Origin of the sequence: Actinosynnema sp. NPDC023587, from assembly GCF_040640215.1 — a bacterium.
Classification (GTDB): Bacteria; Actinomycetota; Actinomycetes; order Mycobacteriales; family Pseudonocardiaceae; genus Actinosynnema.
This window is the reverse complement of sequence record NZ_JBFABG010000004.1, coordinates 93,034-111,103: the sequence shown is the minus strand read 5'-3', so window position 1 is coordinate 111,103 and position 18,070 is coordinate 93,034. Positions and strand designations below refer to the sequence as shown.

Annotated in this window: 15 protein-coding genes; 6 read left to right on the top strand and 9 right to left on the bottom strand. The window is 74.1% G+C overall.

The genetic code is table 11. The annotated features are described in order from the left end of the window. Positions 1 to 19: 19 nt before the first annotated feature. From AB0G01_RS12775 to AB0G01_RS12760, 4 genes are all read right to left on the bottom strand, one after another. Positions 20 to 760 (bottom strand): sigma-70 family RNA polymerase sigma factor, encoded by a 741-nt coding sequence (locus AB0G01_RS12775; RefSeq protein WP_360943639.1) that lies wholly within the window; start codon positions 758 to 760, stop codon positions 20 to 22. 93 nt (positions 761 to 853) lie between these two features. Next, complete coding sequence (locus tag AB0G01_RS12770) at positions 854 to 1,987, bottom strand: class I SAM-dependent methyltransferase (protein WP_360943636.1); 1,134 nt, start codon at positions 1,985 to 1,987, stop codon at positions 854 to 856. Positions 1,988 to 2,131: 144 nt separating this feature from the next. Then, positions 2,132 to 2,776: a response regulator transcription factor gene (locus AB0G01_RS12765; RefSeq protein WP_360943634.1), complete on the bottom strand. Its 645-nt coding sequence runs from the start codon at positions 2,774 to 2,776 to the stop codon at positions 2,132 to 2,134. Then, positions 2,764 to 3,987, bottom strand: a complete 1,224-nt coding sequence (locus AB0G01_RS12760) for a sensor domain-containing protein (protein ID WP_360943631.1) — start codon at positions 3,985 to 3,987, stop codon at positions 2,764 to 2,766. The genes AB0G01_RS12765 and AB0G01_RS12760 overlap by 13 nt, the downstream gene beginning before the upstream one ends. Positions 3,988 to 4,123: 136 nt before the next feature. Between AB0G01_RS12760 and AB0G01_RS12755 the strand changes: the two genes are divergently transcribed. Beyond that, positions 4,124 to 4,873 carry an ABC transporter ATP-binding protein gene (locus tag AB0G01_RS12755; RefSeq protein WP_360945190.1) on the top strand — a complete coding sequence of 250 codons (750 nt, stop codon included), beginning with the start codon at positions 4,124 to 4,126 and terminating at the stop codon, positions 4,871 to 4,873. After that, entirely contained in the window at positions 4,870 to 7,416 is a 2,547-nt protein-coding gene (locus tag AB0G01_RS12750; RefSeq protein ID WP_360943628.1) for an FtsX-like permease family protein, read from the top strand. The genes AB0G01_RS12755 and AB0G01_RS12750 overlap by 4 nt, the downstream gene beginning before the upstream one ends. Positions 7,417 to 7,626: 210 nt before the next feature. On the opposite strand, the gene AB0G01_RS12745 is transcribed toward AB0G01_RS12750, so the two are convergent. Beyond that, positions 7,627 to 8,190 carry a hypothetical protein gene (locus tag AB0G01_RS12745; RefSeq protein ID WP_360943625.1) on the bottom strand — a complete coding sequence of 188 codons (564 nt, stop codon included), beginning with the start codon at positions 8,188 to 8,190 and terminating at the stop codon, positions 7,627 to 7,629. 4 nt (positions 8,191 to 8,194) lie between these two features. Then, positions 8,195 to 8,596, bottom strand: a complete 402-nt coding sequence (locus AB0G01_RS12740; protein ID WP_360943622.1) for a prolyl oligopeptidase family serine peptidase — start codon at positions 8,594 to 8,596, stop codon at positions 8,195 to 8,197. Between the two features lie 390 nt (positions 8,597 to 8,986). On the opposite strand from AB0G01_RS12740, the gene AB0G01_RS12735 reads away from it, so the two are divergent. The 3 genes from AB0G01_RS12735 to AB0G01_RS12725 are packed head-to-tail and all read left to right on the top strand — an operon-like array spanning position 8,987 to position 13,110. Then, positions 8,987 to 10,468 (top strand): hypothetical protein, encoded by a 1,482-nt coding sequence (locus AB0G01_RS12735; protein ID WP_360943619.1) that lies wholly within the window; start codon positions 8,987 to 8,989, stop codon positions 10,466 to 10,468. A gap of 54 nt (positions 10,469 to 10,522) precedes the next feature. Next, positions 10,523 to 12,325, top strand: coding sequence for a DNA helicase RecQ (recQ, locus tag AB0G01_RS12730; protein WP_360943616.1), 1,803 nt, complete (start codon positions 10,523 to 10,525; stop codon positions 12,323 to 12,325). Beyond that, positions 12,322 to 13,110, top strand: a complete 789-nt coding sequence (locus tag AB0G01_RS12725) for a pentapeptide repeat-containing protein (RefSeq protein WP_360943613.1) — start codon at positions 12,322 to 12,324, stop codon at positions 13,108 to 13,110. Before recQ ends, AB0G01_RS12725 begins: the two co-directional genes overlap by 4 nt. Positions 13,111 to 13,177: 67 nt before the next feature. On the opposite strand, the gene AB0G01_RS12720 is transcribed toward AB0G01_RS12725, so the two are convergent. Next, complete coding sequence (locus AB0G01_RS12720; RefSeq protein WP_360943610.1) at positions 13,178 to 13,756, bottom strand: TetR/AcrR family transcriptional regulator; 579 nt, start codon at positions 13,754 to 13,756, stop codon at positions 13,178 to 13,180. Between the two features lie 88 nt (positions 13,757 to 13,844). Between AB0G01_RS12720 and AB0G01_RS12715 the strand changes: the two genes are divergently transcribed. Continuing rightward, the gene (locus AB0G01_RS12715) at positions 13,845 to 15,152 is read left to right on the top strand and encodes an amino acid permease (protein WP_360943607.1); all 1,308 of its coding nucleotides are present in this window, start codon (positions 13,845 to 13,847) and stop codon (positions 15,150 to 15,152) included. Here AB0G01_RS12715 and AB0G01_RS12710 read toward each other — a convergent pair. Further along, positions 15,135 to 17,168 (bottom strand): hypothetical protein, encoded by a 2,034-nt coding sequence (locus AB0G01_RS12710; protein WP_360943604.1) that lies wholly within the window; start codon positions 17,166 to 17,168, stop codon positions 15,135 to 15,137. The genes AB0G01_RS12715 and AB0G01_RS12710 overlap by 18 nt on opposite strands. Positions 17,169 to 17,257: 89 nt before the next feature. After that, the gene (locus tag AB0G01_RS12705) at positions 17,258 to 18,061 is read right to left on the bottom strand and encodes an alpha/beta hydrolase (RefSeq protein WP_360943601.1); all 804 of its coding nucleotides are present in this window, start codon (positions 18,059 to 18,061) and stop codon (positions 17,258 to 17,260) included. Between the last annotated feature and the right edge of the window lie 9 nt (positions 18,062 to 18,070).

Sequence of the window (18,070 nt, the reverse complement as noted above, 5' to 3'; positions counted from 1 at the left end):
GAGAGGTTCGCCGTCGACATCACCGGTCTCCTTCCAGGATGGACGCGCGGGCCGTCTGCCGGGCCCGGCGCAACCGCCCCTCCACCGCTCTGGGGGTGAGGCGCAGGAGCTCCGCGATCTCGGCGTGCGAGAAGTTCTGGTCGTGCAGGAAGAGCACCGTACCGGCGTCCTGGCCCAGTCGCTCGAACAGCGCGTCGACGGCGACCCGCTCGACCACGACGTCCTCCGGTGACGGGCCGCCGCGGTACCGCTCGACCGGGGCCCAGGCGTCGAGGAGCTCGACGTCCTGCCAGTCCCGCCGGGCGCGCTGCCACTTGCGGTAGACGTTCGGGAAGCTGAGCACGCAGGCGTTCTCGAAGTACCGCCGCAGCGACAGGCCGCTGCCCGGGGACCACTGCCGTCGGGCAATCCCGCGGTCGGCGAACAGGCCGAGGCCGTCCTGGACGACGTCCATGGCGAGTTCCTCGGCGTCCGCCGGCAGCACGGCCTGCTGGTACAGGTGCCAGCCGCGCCGGCGGCAGCTCGCGAAGATCGCACCGGACTCGATCAGCGGTGTAACGAAGCCCAAGCCGTACACGACAAGCCGGGTGCGCAGGGTGTCCCACACGGCGTCGGCGAAGCCCCGTTCGCGGATGTGCTCCACGACCAGCTCGTCCGAGTCCCCGGCGGTGTCCCCGCCGCCGAGGTGGCGCACGAGTTCGGCGGGCGGTGCCAAGCCTCCCGGCGCGGAGTCCGGGGGCTCGTCTGGTAAACCCTCCATGCGGCGTCCCTACGTCAACGAACAGATGGTGCCCTTTCACCCTTCCCCATGTCACCGCAATACGCGTTGCCCACACGGCGGCCCCATTTTTCCTCAAGGGAGTCGACAGCGCACCGCGCGGGTGCCGGCGGCGGGCGGGCCGACGCCGGGCGTCGCGGGCCGGTCGGCGACCGCCAGCCGCCACAGCGACACCACCTCGGCCGCCCGCTGCGCCGCGAACGGGCCCCGGTCGGTCCGGTGCCGGGGGCGCACGTCCAGCCGGTCCAGCACGGTCAGCCCGGCGGCGGCGATCGTGCCGGTGAGTTCGTCCCGGGTGCGCAGGCCGAGCCGTTCGGCCAGGTCGGACAGCACCAGCCAGCCCTCGCCACCGGGGGTGAGGTGGTGGGGGAGGCCGTGCAGGAAGCCCCGCAGCATCGCCGAGCCGGGGTCGTAGACGGCCGCGTCCAACGACGACCCGGGCACGCCCGGCAGCCACGGCGGGTTGCACACCACCAGGTCGGCGCGGCAGGGCGGGAACAGGTCGGTCCGCAGCACCTCGATCCCGTGGCCGGCGGTGTTCTCCCGGGCGCACGCGACGGCCCGGGGCTCCACGTCGGTGGCCACCACGTGCCGCGCGCCCCGGTGGGCCAGCAGCAGCGCCAAAACACCGGTCCCGGTGCCGATGTCGAACGCCGTCACCGGGTCCGGCCACGGCGCGCCGGCCACCAGGTCCAGGTACTCCTGCCGGGTCGGCGCGAACACCCCGTGGTGCGGGTGGATGCGCCGGTCCAGCACCGGCACCCGCAGGCCCTCGGTGCGCCAGCGGTGCGCGCCCAGGACGCCGAGCAGCTCGGTCAGCGGGATCAGCAGCGGACCGGCCGGGAGGACCTGGCCGCAGGCGTCGGCGACGTCCGGTCCGTGCCGCAGCGCGAGCCGGTGACCGGCGTCCAGCTCGACCACGAGCCGGCTCAGCAGGTGCGCCCGCCGCGCGGTGGCCAGGCGGTGCTCCCGGAACCCGGTGGCCCGGGGCTCCAGCCGGCGTTTCGCCGCGGCGAGGACCTGCCGGGCGGTGCGGTGGTCGCCGCGCCACAGCACGGCCCGACCCCGCCGGGCCCAGCGGACGAAGTGGTCGGCGCGCAGCTCGTCGCCGGCGGTGACCAGGGATTCCGGCAACCGGTGGCGGGACGCCCACCGGGCCGAGCGGATCAGGCCGTGTTCCGGCCAACTGACGAGGGGGTGGTGTTCCACCGGTGACTCCGGACGACGGGGAACCGCCTCCGGAGGGTGTGCCGTCCGAAGACGGCTCCGTTCGGGATGGGGGCAGCCGTCAGCAGGACGGGACTCGCCACACCACCGAACCGGGGATCACCACGCGGTGACCCTAGCAGCGCCTCAGGCGTTGAGGTACGCCAGGACCGCCTGCACGCGGCGGTGGCCGCCGTCGTCGTTCGGCAGGTTCAACTTGGTGAAGATGTTGCGGATGTGCTTGAGGACCGCGCCTTCGCTCACCACGAGCGTGCCCGCGATCGTCGCGTTGTTGTGGCCCTCGGCCATCAGCGCGAGCACCTCGCGCTCCCGCGCGGTCAACGTGCCCAGCGGGTCGTCCGGCTTGCGGCGCACCAGGAGCTGGGAGATGACCTCGGGGTCCATCGCGGTGCCGCCCTCGGCGACCCGGGTCAGCGCCTCCACGAACCGCTCGACCTTGCCGACCCGCTCCTTGAGCAGGTAGCCGACCCCGCCCGCGCCGTCGGCCAGCAGCTCGGCGGCGTAGCTGTTCTCCACGTACGCGGAGAGCACCAGCACCGGCAGTCCCGGGTGGAGCCGCCGGGCCTCGGACGCGGCGCGCAGGCCCTCGTCGGTGAACGTCGGGGGCAGCCGCACGTCGGTCACCACGGCGTCGGGCCGGTCGTCGGCGATGACCGCCAGGAACTCGGTGGTGTTGTCCACGGCCGCGACGACGGTCATGCCCGCGTTGCCCAGCAGCAGGGTCAGGCCTTCGCGGAGCAGCACGTCGTCCTCGACGATCACAACCCGCAAGGGAGCTCCACTCGCAACACGGTCGGCCCGCCCGGCGGGCTGCTCAGGGCGGCGCGGCCGTCGAACGCGTCCGCACGGCGCTGGATGCCGACGATACCCGTGCCGAGGCTGCCGTCGGCACCACCCCGCCCGTTGTCCCGGACCGTGATGAACAGCCGGTCGGCGGACGCGCCCAGGCTGACCGACGCGGCATCCGCCGCCGAGTGCTTGGTCACGTTGGCCAGCGCCTCGGCGATGATGAAGTACGCCGCCGCCTCGATCGCGGCCGGCTGTCGCCCGATCGGGGCCACCTCCAGCGCGGTCGGCACCGGGCAGCGGGCCGCCAGCGCGGACACCGCGCCGTCCAGCCCCCGGTCGGACAGCACCGGCGGGTAGATGCTGCGGACCACCTCGCGCAGCTCCGCCAGTGCGTCGGTCGCGGTGTCCTGCGCCTTCCTGACCAGCCCGAACGCCGCCTCGGGGTCGCGTTCGCGCATCTGGTCGGCGATGCCGAGCTGCATCACGACCGCCGCGATCCGGGCCTGCGCGCCGTCGTGCAGGTCACGTTCGATGCGCCGCAGCTCGGCACCGTGCGCCTCCAGCGCGCCCGCCCGGGACGCGGTGAGCTCCGCCACCCGGTCGGTCAGCCGCACGCCCACCGGGGGCGCGAGCAGCTCGCGCGCGACCAGCGCGTGCCAGCGGGCGAACCGGGGTGACTGGAAGGCCAGCCAGCCGAGCAGCAGACCGATGCCGACCGCGATCGGCGCGGTCGCCCACGAGTCCACGACCAACCCGAACGAGGTCTGCACGCCACCGGGCACCAGCCACCAGTAGGCGGGGATCAGGAAGTTGTTGACCGCGCTGATCGGGAAGCCGATCACCAGGCCGCACAGCAGCAGGCCGCCGAACCCGTGCACGGCCAGCCACGCCGTGTCACGGCGGTTGGCCGGGTCGGCGAACGCGGCGGCCACCTGGGACAGCGCGGGCCCCTCCAGGGGCTGGTACGACGCGGCGATCGGCTCGCCCAGGTACCGGGCGGCGCGCTTGCGGTCGTAGGCGACCAGCGGCCGGATGAGCCGCAACGCCTCGGGCACGGCGGGCAGCCCCACGCCGAACAGCGACATCGCCAGCACGACGCACAGGCCGCACAGCGCGACGATCGAGAGGATTGCCGTGGCCGCGCCCACCACCACGTAGCGCGCGGCGGTCCACAGGGGAGTCAGCCTCGTCATGCCTCCGATTGTGGCCGACGGACCCCCTTCCGGGCGGTAGTGCAGGCGCTACCTCCACTGGCTCGTCAGCGGGATCGAATCCGCACGTCCGGGACGTCAGGATTCATCCCAGCGAACGTCGATGGAGGGGAACGTGATGGTGGCAGGAACGGTGACCGTGAACACCGCGTTGCGGCTGGAGTCGGTGAGCAAGGTCTACGGCTCGGGCGCTAACGCGGTCACCGCGCTGGACGGTGTCACGGTCGATCTGCGCCGTGGCGCGTTCACCGCGGTGATGGGTCCGTCCGGTTCGGGCAAGAGCACGTTCCTGCACTGCGCGGCGGGCCTGGACCGGCCGACGTCGGGGCGGGTGCTGCTGGGCGACACGGACCTGGCCGGCATGTCGGAGAACGCGCTCACCGAGCTGCGCCGGCAGCGCATCGGCTTCGTCTTCCAGGCCTACAACCTGATCCCGTCGCTGACCGTCGAGCAGAACATCACCCTGCCGCTGCGGTTCGCCGGGGTCAGGCCGGACCGGCGCTGGCTGCACGAGATCGTCGAGCGGGTCGGCATCGCCAACCGGCTGGGCCACCGGCCCGCCGAGCTGTCCGGCGGCCAGCAGCAGCGGGTCGCGATCGCGCGGGCCCTGGTGACCCGGCCCGAGGTGCTGCTCGCCGACGAGCCGACCGGCGCGCTGGACACCCGGACCGGCCGGCAGGTGCTGGAACTCCTGCGCGGTCTGGTCGACACCGTGGGGCAGACCGTGCTGATGGTCACCCACGACCCGGTCGCCGCGTCGTTCGCGCACAGCGTGGTGTTCCTCGCGGACGGCCGGTTGGCCGGCGAGCTGCACCAGCCGACGCCGGACCAGATCATGCGCCGCCTGACCGGTCTCGGGGAGTGGTGAGCGTGCGCGGCCTCGCCTGGCAGTTGGTCAAAGCGCGCAAGCTCGCGTTCATCGGCGCGTTCATCGCGATCCTGTGCGGTTCGGCCGTGGTCGCGGCGTGCGGCATGCTGCTGGAGTCCGGCATCCGGTCCGGCGTCCCCACCGAGCGGTACGCCGCGGCGTCGGTGGTGGTCGGCGGCGAGCAGTCGATCCGGCCCGAGGGCGTCTCGGCGATGGAGTCCCAGCAGGTCGGGACGCTGCCCACGGTGTCGGGCGACCTGATCCGCAAGATCGAGGCCGTGCCCGGCGTCGACGAGGTGGTCGGCGAGACCACGTTCGAGGCCCGCGCGGTCACCGCGGACGGCCCGGTCGCGGTCCTCGGCCACAACTGGGACTCCGCCGTGCTCACCCCCTACGAGCTGCGCGACGGGCGGCAGCCCGGTTCGCCGCGCGAGGTCGTGGTCGACGCCTCGCTGGCGCGGCGCGCCGGCCTCGCCGTCGGCGGGCGGCTCGACGTGATGACCACGTCGACGCCGGTCGGCTACGAGGTGGTCGGCATCGCCGCACCGTCCGGGAAGGACGGTCTGGCCAAGCAGACCGGTCTCTACTTCACCTCCGAGCAGGCCGCCCGGCTGGCCGACGCCGAGGGCCGGTACCGCGCCATCGGCGTGTTCGGCGGCGGCGACGCGGCCGACCTCGCGGAACGGGTCGAAGAGGCCCTCCGGGGTGATCACGTGATGGTCGCGGCGGGCGACGACCGGGGCACGGTCGAGTTCGCGGCGGTCGGCCAGTCGCGGATGATGCTGATGGCGATCTCCGGCTCGTTCGGCGGCATCGCCCTGCTGGTGGCGGGCTTCGTGGTCGCCGGCACCCTCACCCTGGCCATGGACCAGCGGCGGCGCGAACTGGCGCTGCTGCGGGCCATCGCGGCCACCCCCCGGCAGATCGCGAAGCTGATCGGCTCGGAGACCGTGCTGGTGGCGGGCGTCGCCGCCGCCCTGGGAGCCGGCGCGGGCATCTTCGTCGGCCACGGCCTGCGCGACGCGTTCGTCAGGATCGGCGTGATGCCGGCCGACTTCGCGCTCTCCGTCGGCCCGATCCCGCTGGTCGTCGCGTTCCTGCTCGGGCTCGGCGTGGCCCGCCTCTCGGCGGCGGTCGCGGCCCGCAGGCCGTCCCGCATCGCGCCCACCGAGGCGCTGGGCGAGGCGGCCGTGGAGCGCCGCGACGTCGGCGTGGTGCGGACCGTCATCGGTCTCGTGCTGCTGCTCGGCGGTGCCGGCCTGGCCACCGTCCCGCTGTTCGTCCACACCGAGGTCGCCATGGCGATGTCGGCCAGCTCGGTGCTGCTCGCCGTGATCGGCGTCGCGCTGCTCGGGCCGCGCGCCGTCACGCCGATCATGTGGCTGGTCACCGCGCCGCTGTCGAAGCTGGGCGTCACCGGCTACCTGGCCGCCGCGAACAACCGGGCGAACACGCGCCGACTGGCCTCCGCGCTGACCCCGCTGATGCTGTCGATCGCCTTCGCGGTGGTGAACTTCTTCAGCCAGAGCATCGCGACGGCCGCCGGCGTGCAGGAGTCCGAGCAGGTCATGAAGGCCGACTACGCGGTGACCGCCCCCGGCGGTGTCTCCCCCGAGGTGGCCGAGGCCGCCCGGCGGATCGACGGCGTCGCCGCCGCCGGTTCGATGGTCCGCACCCGGGTGACCGTGCTGACCGAGCGCGACGACCAGGAGCGGACCCTCGTCGCGGAGGGCAAGCCCGCGCTCGGCCTCGACCGGGTCGGGGACACCGTCGACCTGGCCGTGACCTCCGGTTCGCTGGACGACCTGCGCGGCAACGCGGTCGCGGTGAGCGGGAGCGAGGCGAGCAGCCAGGAGGTCGGCCTGGGCGGCGACCTCACGCTGTACCTGGACGACGGCCAGGAGACCACGCTGAAGGTGGTCGCGATCTACGACCGCGAGCTGGCGTACGGCGGTTACGTGCTGCCCGCCGAGCTGGCCCGCGCGCACAGCCCGACCGGGCTGGACGACTCGACCCTGGTGAAGCTGAGCCCCGGCGCGGACCACGAGGCCGTGCGGGCGCGGCTGGCCGCGCTGGGCGCGGAGTACCCGGGCCTGACCGCCGTGGGCAAGGCCGAGCTCGGCCCGGCCGAGCGCGGCGAGCGGTACATCCAGTTCTGGGTGAACCTGGTGGCGGTCGGCGTGATCCTCGGGTACATCGCCATCTCGGTGGCCAACACGCTCGTGCTCTCCACGGCGCAGCGGCGGCGGGAGTTCGCGTTGCTGCGCCTGGTCGGCGGCACGCGCCGGCAGGTGGTGCGGATGATGCGGGCCGAGGCCGCCACCGTCGTGGGCATCGCGATCGTGGTCGGCACCCTGATCGCCGGCCTGCCCCTGGTGATGCTGAGCATCGGCTTCCTGGGCACCCCGGTACCGAGCGGCCCGATCCTGGTGTACCTCGGGATCATCGGGTTCGCGGCGCTGCTGGGGTTCCTGGCGCTGGGCGTGCCCACGCGGTTGGCGCTGCGGGCCAAGCCCGTGGACGCCATCGGCATGCGCGAGTGAGACGCGGCGTCCGGCCGGTCGTGGACCGGTCGGACGCCGTGAGGCGTCCTGGCCCCACCGGACCGGGACGCGAAAACCCGTGGTGCGGACCGGTGCGCGATCTTCCCAGATCGCGCACCGGTCCGCTTCCCGGTGCCAGGGTCGAGGGTTGGGGTCAGGTGACGACGTAACCGCCGTCCCGGGCGAAGCCGAGCACCTTGCCGCCGGCGGTCATCCGCCCGCCCAGCTCCTCCGGCACCCGCACCGCGACACCCGCCGCGCCGGTTTCCGCCGGTTTCCCGTCGCACGCCGTCGCGACCTCGGGCGACCGCAGGTCCCACGACGCCGGCAGCCGGTCGCTCGCGCCACGCCGTTGATCCCGTCGTCCATCTCGCCGGAGAAGCCCGGCAGGTACCCCAGCGCGGACGCCGCGAGCTTGGCCAGGTTGAAGTACGCGTTGCGGCGCACCAGGGGTTCGAACGTCCAGGTGATGTACTCCAATCCCCGGTCCAGCGCCCACGCCCGCTGGTGCAGCTTCAGCGCGAAGCCCACGGTCGCGCCGACCACGCGGTCGTCGACGAACGCACCGACGACGTGGTTGCCCGAGTGCGCGAACACCCGCATCAACTCGTTGGTGACCGGCGGGTTCGCCGGGCTGGGGTGCCGGATCTCTTGGTACAGCCGGTCGACGTCGGCGATGTCGCCGGCACCGTGCAGCTCCCGGATGACGACCCCGGAGGTAACTACCGCGATCGCGGCGGCGCGGGCCGGCCCGGTGTCGGGAACCGTGGTCATCCGCCTACCGCTCCCCGGTGTTGGCCACGACCCAGTCGACCACGCGCCGGTTGTAGTCCAGCCGGTGCGAGGGCTTGCCGTCGAGGACGAACAGGTGGCTGCCGCCGGGGTACACGACGAGTTCGGTCGTGACCCCGTTGGCCAGCAGCGCGTGGTACCACTGCTCGGCCTGGCCGACCGGGCAGCGCTCGTCCGCCCCGCCGTGCAGCACGAGGGTCGGGCTGCTCACCTCGTCCGCGTGGGTGAGCGGTGACAGCTCCCGCAGCAGGCCGGTGTCGCCGATCTCGAACTCGGCGATCACCGAGCCCACGTCGGACGTGCCGGTCATGCTGACCAGGTCGCTCACCACACCGCCCGCCACCACCGCGCGGAACCGGTCGGTCCGGGTGGGCAACCAGCACGACATGAACCCGCCGTAGCTGTACCCGGTGAGCGCCAACCGGCCGCGCGCCCAGGACCACGGCGTCGACCCGCTCGCCGGTGCCGGGCAGTTCGTACTCCAGCAGCAGGGCCAGCTCCCCCAACTCCGCCCTGAGCAGCGCCTCCACGAGCGGGGGCCAACTGTTCCGCCAGCTCGCCGCCTCGGCCTCGCCCGGAGCTTCACCCCGTCTGCGCCGGAACCGCTCGACACACCCGTCGACGAAACCCCCGACGTCGGAGTTCAGCGCCGAAGCGGCCTCGCGGACGGTGCCCTCGTACACGTGCATGATCCAGAGCTACCAGGCTCGGGCACGCCGCGCGAGCCGTTCAGCCGACGTCCGGAGGGACCTGGTCTGGCACTGTGTCAGGGGTGCGGGTGACGGATGACGCGGGGCGCGCGGTCGACGCGGTGGTCTCGGTTTCGGGGCTGGGTGGTCGGTTCGAGGTGGTGGTCACGGGTGGGGACCACGGGGTGGTCGAGGTGTTGTTGCGGCGGCTCGCCGGGTACGACGCCGTGCTCTCCACCGCCGACGGGGAGGTCCCGCTGGGCCGGCTGCGGGAGTTCGGGGAGCCGGCCGGGCGGATCGGGGAGCTGCCCGCCCGGTTCGCGGTCTCGGTGCCCGGGACGTCGGCCGCCCGGTTGGAGCGGGACGTGGCGGGGCGGGTGGCCCTGGTCGACCGGAGGTACGGGGTCGACGAGCTGATGGCCACGCTGGGCGACCTCAACCGGTACCGCCGGGACGGTCCGCCCTCGGTGCACAAGCCGCTGGCGCTGGTGTGGGCCATCGGACAGCTCGCGCTCGGGCGTGACCGGTTGTTCCCGTGGCCGGTCTTCCGCGACGAGGTGCGCTCCCTGCTGGCGGATTTCGGCCAGGGCGGGGCCACTCCGCAGTACCCGTTCTGGCACCTCGGCGGCGAGGGCGGGCTGTGGGAGACGCACGGGTTGACCAAGGAGCCCCGGGCCGCCGACTCCGCCGCGCTCGCCGGGTTCACCGCCCGCGCCGCCGGGCTGCTGGCCGACCCCGGGGTCCGGGCGCAGGCCGTGGACGTGCTGCGCGTCGCCTACCTGGGCGGTGTCGACCAGCCCGCGCTGCTGCGCCGGGTGGGGTTGCCGGTGCCCGTGCCGCCCGCCGCGGCCGACGTGCTGGGCGGGCTGGTCGGCCGGGAGATCAAGACCGTCTCCGGCTACTCGAACTGGATCCTGGACGTCGACCCGGCGAGCGTCCTGGTGCGCACGCGCCGCTCGGCGGGGGGCGAGTCGGTGCCGGTCAGCGCCGTGCAGGCCGGGCTCGACCGGCTGTTCGCGCAGGGCCGGGTCACCGCCGACGTGCCGTCGCTCGGGTACCGCAGCGCCTTCGTCGCCGCCGTGCTGGCCACGCTGCCGCGCGCCATGGTGACGCGCACACCGCCGTCCGTGTCGCTCGGCTACGCGCCCACCGTGCCCGACCGCGAGTTCGGTGAACTGGACCGGGCCGCCGTGGCGCGCTACCGCGTGGAGCAGGGCGCGCTGCGGCACGTGCTGATCGGCGACGACCCGACCGGGCGGTGCGCGCTGTGCGGGCGGGTGCTGCCGGTGGAGCTGCTGGTCGCGGCGCACGTCAAACGCCGGTCGGAGTGCTCCGACGAGGAGCGGCGGGACCTGCGCAACGTCGCGATGCTCGCCTGTCACCTGGGGTGCGACCGGCTCTACGAGCTGGGCTACGTCTCCGTCGGCCCGGACGGGGCGGTGCTCGTGGCCGCGATCCCCGGCACGCCGGCCGACCAGCTCGCGCTGCCGGCCGGCCGGACCTGCGAGGCGCACCACGACGGCTCGGCCGGCTACTTCGCGTGGCACCGGGCCCGGGTGTTCCGGGGTTAGCGCCGGTCGGCGGCCACCCACGGGACCGTCGGTGGGCATCGTTACCATCACCTGGTGGATTCGCACGAGGTGCTGCGGAGGGTCTTCGGCTACGACTCCTTCCGCGGCGACCAGTCCGAGGTCGTGGAGCACGTCATCGCCGGCGGTGACGCGCTCGTCCTCATGCCCACGGGCGGCGGCAAATCGCTCTGCTACCAGATCCCGTCACTGGTCCGCGAGGGCGTCGGGGTGGTCGTCTCGCCGCTGATCGCGCTGATGCAGGACCAGGTCGACGCGCTGCGCCACCTCGGCGTGCGGGCGGGGTTCCTCAACTCCACCCAGAACCCGGACGAGCGCGCGCTGGTGGAGGCGGAATTCCTGGCCGGGGAACTCGACCTGCTCTACCTGGCCCCCGAGCGGCTGCGGGTGGAGCAGACCGCGCGGCTGCTGGAGCGCGGGAAGGTCGCGCTGTTCGCGATCGACGAGGCGCACTGCGTCTCCCAGTGGGGCCACGACTTCCGGCCCGACTACCTGACCCTCTCCCACCTGCACGAGCGCTGGCCGGACGTGCCGCGCATCGCGCTCACCGCGACCGCGACCAGGGCGACCCACGAGGAGATCGCCGAGCGGCTGAAGCTAGGCGACGCCAAGCACTTCGTGGCCAGTTTCGACCGCCCCAACATCCAGTACCGGATCGTGCCCAAGAACGAGCCGAAGAAGCAGTTGCTGGAGCTGCTGCGCACCGAGCACGCGGGTGACGCCGGGATCGTCTACTGCCTCTCCCGGAACTCGGTGGAGAAGACCGCCGAGTTCCTCAACCAGAACGGCGTGAACGCGCTCCCGTACCACGCGGGCCTCGATTCCGGCGTGCGCGCCCGGCACCAGTCGCGGTTCCTGCGCGAGGACGGCCTGGTCATGGTGGCGACCATCGCGTTCGGCATGGGCATCGACAAGCCGGACGTGCGCTTCGTCGCCCACCTCGACCTGCCGAAGTCGGTCGAGGGCTACTACCAGGAGACGGGCCGCGCGGGCCGTGACGGCCGGCCGTCCACGGCGTGGCTGGCCTACGGCCTCCAGGACGTCGTCCAGCAGCGCAAGATGATCGACGACTCGGAGGGCGACCAGCAGCACCGCCGCCGGCTGATCGCCCACCTGGAGGCGATGCTCGCCCTCTGCGAGACGGTGGAGTGCCGCCGCGTCCAGCTCCTGGAGTACTTCGGCCAGACCGCCGAGCCGTGCGGCAACTGCGACACCTGCCTCAACCCGCCGGAGACGTGGGACGGCACGGTGCCCGCGCAGAAGGTGCTCTCCACGGTCTACCGGCTGCGCAGCGAGCGCCGGCAGAAGTTCGGCGCGGGCCAGTCGATCGACATCCTGCTGGGCCGCAAGACCGCCAAGGTGATCCAGTTCGACCACGACGGGCTGTCCGTCTTCGGCATCGGCACCGAGCTCAACGAGAGCGGCTGGCGCGGCGTGGTCCGGCAGCTCCTGGCGCAGGGCCTGCTGGCGGTCGAGGGCGAGTACTCCACCCTGGCCCTCACGCCCGCCAGCGAGGAAGTGCTGTACCAGGGCCGGAAGGTCCTGCTGCGGCGCGAGGCCGAGCGGGCCGCGAAGGTCCGGACGGCGAAGCCGAAGAAGGGCGAACCGGTCGACCTGCCCGCCGAGGCCGCGCCGGTCTTCGAGCGGCTGCGCGCGTGGCGGGCGGCGCAGGCCAAGGAGCAGGGCGTCCCCGCCTACGTGATCTTCCACGACGCCACGCTGCGCCAGATCGCCGCGAACGGGCCGGGCACGCTGGCCGAGCTCGGCACGGTCAACGGCGTGGGCGAGAACAAGCTGGCCAAGTACGGCCGGCAGATCCTGGACGCGCTGGCGTCATGACCGAGCTGCGCGCCGACTGCGGGCGGTGCTTCGGGCTGTGCTGCGTGGTGCCCGCGTTCGCCAGGTCGTCGGACTTCGCGATCGACAAGCCCGCCCGCACGCCGTGCCCCAACCTGGGAGCGGGGTTCGGCTGCGGCATCCACACCGAGCTGCGGCAGCGCGGGTTCCCCGGCTGCACGGTCTACGACTGCTTCGGCGCGGGCCAGCGGGTCGCCCAGGTGACGTTCGGCGGCCGTGACTGGCGGGACGCCCCGGAGACCGCCCGCCTGATGTTCGACGTCTTCCCGGTGATGCGGGAGCTGCACGAACTCCTGTGGCACCTGACCGAGGCGCTGGCCCTGGACGTGCCGAAGCCGCTGCGCGCCGAGCTCGCCGCCGCCCGCGCCGCGGTGGAGGACCAGGCCGGCGGTGCGCCCGAGGCGGTGGCGGGTCTGGACGTCGGGCCGCACTGGCGCACCGCGGGCGGGCTGCTGGAGCGGGTGAGCGCGCACGTGCGCGGCAAGGGCGGCCGGTCCCGGCGGGGTGCGGACCTCGTCGGCAAGGACCTGCGCAAGGCTGACCTGCGCAACACCAGCCTGCGCGGCGCGTTGCTGATCGGTGCCGACCTCACCCGCGCCGACCTGCGCCGGGCCGACCTGATCGGCGCGGACCTGCGCGGTGCCGACCTCACCGGCGCGGACCTGACCGGCGCGCTGTTCCTCACCCAGGTCCAGGTGGACGCGGCGAAGGGCGACCGCACCACGGTCCTGCCGCCCGCCCTGACCCGCCCGTCCCACTGGCGCTGACGAGCTCCCGCCCACCCGGAACGGCCGCCGGTCGCGCCTCCCGCCGTTCGACGGCCACCGGTCGCGCCTACAGCCGGGCCAGTGCGCCGTCCACCACGTCCTCCAACGCCTGCCGGTCCTGGGTCACCTTGCTCAGCACCCGCAGCCCGTAGTAGGCGCTGATGAAGAACCTGGTGCTGATCAACGCATCCACGTCGCGCCCCAGCTCGCCCTCCCGCTGCCCGCACGTGATCAGGTGGCACACCGCGCCCTCCAGTTGCCCGAACTGCCACCGCACCTGCTGCGCCACCAGGACGTCCGTCCCGCCCGCGCCCACCGCCGCGTTCACCGCCAGGCACCCCCGGCGCGCGGGGTCGGCCAGATCGACGTCGATCACGGCCAGCATCAGCGCGCGCAGCCGCTCCTTGACCGCACCGGGGCCGCGCAGGATCGACAACTGCTCGTCGAAGCCCCGCTCGGCGTACCGCCGCAGCACGCGTTCGTACAGACCGTGCTTGCTGCCGTAGGCGTTGTACAGGCTGCCGCGTCCCAAACCCGTGCACACGCACAGGTCTTCCGTCGAAGTGGCCGCGTAGCCCTTCGACCAGAACACCTCCATCGCGGCGTCCACGACCGCCGCGTCGTCGAAACCCCGTGGTCTGCCCACTCAGCGGAGCGTAGCCGCTCGACCACGCGGAGATCAGGAGCCGACACGGCTATCCGCAGCCGCTCCGGGTTTGGGAAGCTGTTCCGTTGTGGGCGAGAAGATCACGGGCTTAACCGTCACGCAGGGCACCGCGATGTACGTCGGCGCGGTGCTCGGCACCGGCGTGATCGCGGTGCCCGCGCTGGCCGCCCAGGTAGCGGGTCCGGCGTCGCTGCTCGCGTGGCTCTGCCTGGTAATGGTCTCCGTGCCGCTGGCGGCCACCTTCGCGGCGCTGGGCGCGCGGTTCCCGGACGCGGGCGGGGTGTCGACCTACGCCCGGTTGGCGTTCGGCGAACGCGCCGCCGCCGTGGTGGGCTGGTGTTTCTTCTTCGCCGTGCCGATGGGGACCACGGCGTCCGCGCTGTTCGCGGGCTCCTACGTGGCCGAGGCGGTGGGCGGCGGGCGGTTCACCCAGGTCGGCACGGCGGTGGTGCTGATGTCGCTGGTCGCCTCGACCAACCGGGCGGGGCTGCGCGCTTCCGGGCGGGTGCAGTGCCTGCTGTCCGGGCTGCTCCTCCTGCTGGTCTTCGGCGCGGTGCTGCTGTCCGCGCCGATGGTGGACGCGGACAACCTGGAACCGTTCGCCCCCAACGGGTGGACGGCCGTGGGGTCCGCCGCCGCGCTGCTGGTGTGGACGTTCGCCGGGTGGGAGGCGGTCACGCACCTGGCGCAGGAGTTCGGGAAGCCGCAGCGGGACGTGCCGCGCGCGGTCGGGTGCGCGGTCGCGATCGTGGCGGTGCTCTACCTGGCCGTCGCGTTCGCGACGGTCGCGGTGCTCGGGTCGGATGCCGACACGCACGCGCCGCTGGGCGAACTGCTCTCCCGCGCGCTGGGCGGCGACCTGAAGGTGTTCGCGGCGATCGCCGCCGTGCTGCTGACCGCCGGTTCGATGAACGCCTACGTGGCCGGCGGCGCGAAGCTCGGCGCGGCGCTGAGCCGGGACGGGGCTTTCCCGCGCCGGCTCGCCGTGGGCAGCGTGCGCGGCGAGGTGCCGCGCCGGAGCCTGGCGCTGCTGGTCGGGTTGTCGTTCGCGGTCCTGGCGGCGGTGGTGCTCTCCGGGGTGGGCCTGAAGCTGCTGGTGCTGCTGACCACGGGCCAGTTCGTCGCGGTGTACCTGATCGGCGCGGCGGCGGCGGTGCGGCTGCTGCCCCGGCGCGGCAAGGCCCGCTACACGGCGGTGTTCGCGCTGGCCGGGGTGTCGGTGCTGCTCGTGGTGTCCGGCGCGGTCATGGTGCTGCCCGGGTTGATCGCCGTGGTGGCGCTGCTGTTCCTGCGCTGGAACCGCCGTCGGCGCGGCCTGCTCGACCAGGACGGCAACCTCTCCTCGGTGGAGGTGGAGCTACGCCGGCGGGCGTAGGCCACGGGGTCGAGCCCCGGGGGCGGACCCGGCGGGGCCGAGCCCCTCCCGGCGACGCTCCACGGTCGCGCCCAGCTCGACCGGGTCGCACTCGGCCACGTGGTCGCGCACCAGGGCGTGCGGGAACCGGTTGTCGTCCACCAGCAGCACCCGGTCCCGCGCGGACTGGAGGACCGCCTTGCGCCGCAACGGGAACTCGTCCAGCGCCAGCGGCTTGGCGAGCAGCTCGGCGACCGGCTCGCACGACCGGGTGCACCGCGGCGTCACGGCGAGCCCGACCACCAGCCCGGTCAGCGCGTCGACGGCCTGCCACCGCACGCCCGCGCCCAGCACCGCCGCGAGCCCGGTCCCGACCAGGCCCGCGACCGGTAACCAGCGCGGTCCGCGCCCGGCCGCCGGCAGGCCGGGCAGCGACTCCCACACCCCGGCCAGCCCGCCCGCGAACACGCCGACCACCGCACCCGCGCACAGCCCGGTCCCCAGCCCCGCCAACAGACCCGCCGACGGGCCGGTGAACACCGACACCGCCGTCGGGACCAGCGCGCACGCCACCGCCCAGTAGCGGTCCCGGGTCGCCCCGAGCCCGACCAGGTACGCCACGACGGGCACCACCGCGTAGGCGAGCCACGCCGGCCACCCCGCCACCAGCCCGCCGAGCCGGTCACCGAGCAGGGTCGCCGCCCCGATGCCCGCCGCGCCGAGCACGAACCCCGTTGCCGCCCAGCGGAACCCGCGCGACCGCGACACCGCCGGCGCGGGGAACCGCCCCCGGGACAGCCCGACCGACGCGACCGCCGCGACACCCGCCGCGACCAGCCCCGACCGCAGCCCGACGACCAGGCACAACGCCGTCACGGCCCCCGCCAGCGCACCGGGCCCGGCGCGGCGGAACAGCCGCCACACCACCGCCGGCCCGACGAAGTCCAGCCACACCCGCCGGTGCGGCAACCGGTGCCGGGCCACCAGGTCCGCCCGGCGGCGGGCGATCCGGGCCAGGAACCGCAGCGCCCGCACCGCGCGTTCCGCCCGGCCCGCCCCGCGCGCGGCGGACTCGACCAGGTAGGTGTCCAGCACGCCGCGGTACTCGGCCCGGCCCGCCCGGTAGGCCAGCGCGAGCAACCCGAACGCCAACGGCGTGCGGACCTCGTCCCACAGGTCCGGGTCCTTGGCCAGCGCCTCGCGCAACCCGTCCAGCCGGGGGCCGCAGGCGGCGATCAGGTCCTCGACGTCGGTGCGTCGCAACGGTTCCACGTGCACCACGTCGTACCGGGGGAGCTTCTCGTGGTCGTCGGTCGAGCAGCACACCACGACCTGCGGCAGCTTCAGCGCGGTGATCCGCGCCAGGCAGTCCGCGCGGTCCGCCCCGGGCACGTCGTCCAGCCCGTCGAACAGCACCGCCAGCCGCCGGTCGCGCAACCACGTCCGGGCCGGCCGCGCCCCGATCCGGTACCGCCGGGACAGCACCCGCACCAGCCAGTCGCCGAGGTCGACGTCCCGCCGCCACGACCCGAGGTCGACCACCACCGGCACCGGCCGGTCGTCGTCCGCGCGGGCCCGGCCCACCAGCGCCTCGGCCAGCTCCAGCAGCAGGGACGTCTTGCCCGCGCCCGGCCCGCCGTGCACGACCAGGGGCGCGCGGGTCCGGGTCGGCAGGCTCGGCCCGACGCGTGGCACGACCCCCAGCTTGAGCCGCACCTGCTCGGCCAGCGAGCCCTCCCGCCGGGCGCGCACGTACCGCTCCACGCGGTCCAGCGCGGCGGCCCGGTTGGCCGGGTGCGCGGGCCTGCGCCGGACCAGCAGCGCGGTCAGCGGGTTCCACGCGGCCAGCGCGGCGGTGACCGCCGCCAGCAGCACCAGCGACGGCCACAGCCAGGTGGTGTACGGCCCCAGCACGCGGGGTGCGGAACCGCCGGTCGCGGCGTTGATGGCGACGGGGAGGAGCACCAGGCACGTGACACCGCCCGCGCCGGTCAGGGCGACCAGGCGCGAGGTGCGGGCGAGTCGACGGTGGTCCATGTACCCCTTCCGCAGGTCGCAACGACGGTAACGGCGTTCGCGGTCCCGTGGTGGGGCAGTTCTCGCAGCGGGGGCGGTCGGGCGGCTCGTCAGCCCCGGAGGAACTCCACGAGCAGGCGGTTCACCTCGGCCGGCCGCTCCAGGAAGCCGTAGTGGCCGGCGTCGGCGACCTCGGCGTACCGCGCGCCGGGGATGGCGTCGGCCACCTCGCGGGCCAGGTGCGGCGGCAGCACGCGGTCGTCCGCGAAGCCCACCACCAGGCACGGCCGGGTGATCGCGCGGTAGGCGTCCAGCCGGTTCTCGAACTCGTTCAGGTCCATCTGCGCCCGCACGCCCGGCCCGACCGCCGAGCCGCTGAACTCGAAGACGTCCAGCCAGTCGCCGATCGCGACCGGGTCCCGCATGGTCGCGGGGGACAGGTTGAACACGGCGGTGACCGCCGCGTGGTAGCGGCCGGGCAGCGTGATCCCCTTGTCGTGCAACGCCCTCTCGCCCTGCGACAGCGCGTTCTGCACCGGGTCGGTGCGGCCGGCGGTGGCCAGCAGCACGGCGCGGTCCACCAGGTCCGGCCGGGCCAGCGCCAGTTCCTGGGTGACCCGCGCGCCCATCGACGTGCCGACCACGCGGGCGGGCCCGCCGCCGAGGTGCTCGATGAGCGCGGCGGTGTCGCCCACCAGGTCCTCGATCACCATCCCGGACGCGCACTCGTCGGTGGGCGCGATGCCCCGGTTGTCGACGGTCGCGACCCGGAAGCCGGCCGCGCGCAGGGCCGGCACCTGGTGCGGGTGCCACACCCGGCCGGGACTGCCGGTGCCCATGACGAGCACGACGAGCTCGCCGTCGCCTTCGACGTGGTAGCTGAGCTTGATGCCGTTGACGGCGACTACTGGCATGCCGGGCAG

Excerpts from the sequence above, each read along its gene's own strand:
- AB0G01_RS12775 (WP_360943639.1), bottom strand. The coding sequence starts at position 760 with ATGGAGGGTTTACCAGACGAGCCCCCGGACTCCGCGCCGGGAGGCTTG.
- AB0G01_RS12760 (WP_360943631.1), bottom strand. The coding sequence starts at position 3,987 with ATGACGAGGCTGACTCCCCTGTGGACCGCCGCGCGCTACGTGGTGGTG.
- AB0G01_RS12755 (WP_360945190.1), top strand. The coding sequence starts at position 4,124 with ATGGTGGCAGGAACGGTGACCGTGAACACCGCGTTGCGGCTGGAGTCG.
- AB0G01_RS12745 (WP_360943625.1), bottom strand. The coding sequence starts at position 8,190 with ATGACCACGGTTCCCGACACCGGGCCGGCCCGCGCCGCCGCGATCGCG.
- AB0G01_RS12740 (WP_360943622.1), bottom strand. The coding sequence starts at position 8,596 with ATGTCGTGCTGGTTGCCCACCCGGACCGACCGGTTCCGCGCGGTGGTG.
- AB0G01_RS12725 (WP_360943613.1), top strand. The coding sequence starts at position 12,322 with ATGACCGAGCTGCGCGCCGACTGCGGGCGGTGCTTCGGGCTGTGCTGC.
- AB0G01_RS12710 (WP_360943604.1), bottom strand. The coding sequence starts at position 17,168 with ATGGACCACCGTCGACTCGCCCGCACCTCGCGCCTGGTCGCCCTGACC.
- AB0G01_RS12705 (WP_360943601.1), bottom strand. The coding sequence starts at position 18,061 with ATGCCAGTAGTCGCCGTCAACGGCATCAAGCTCAGCTACCACGTCGAA.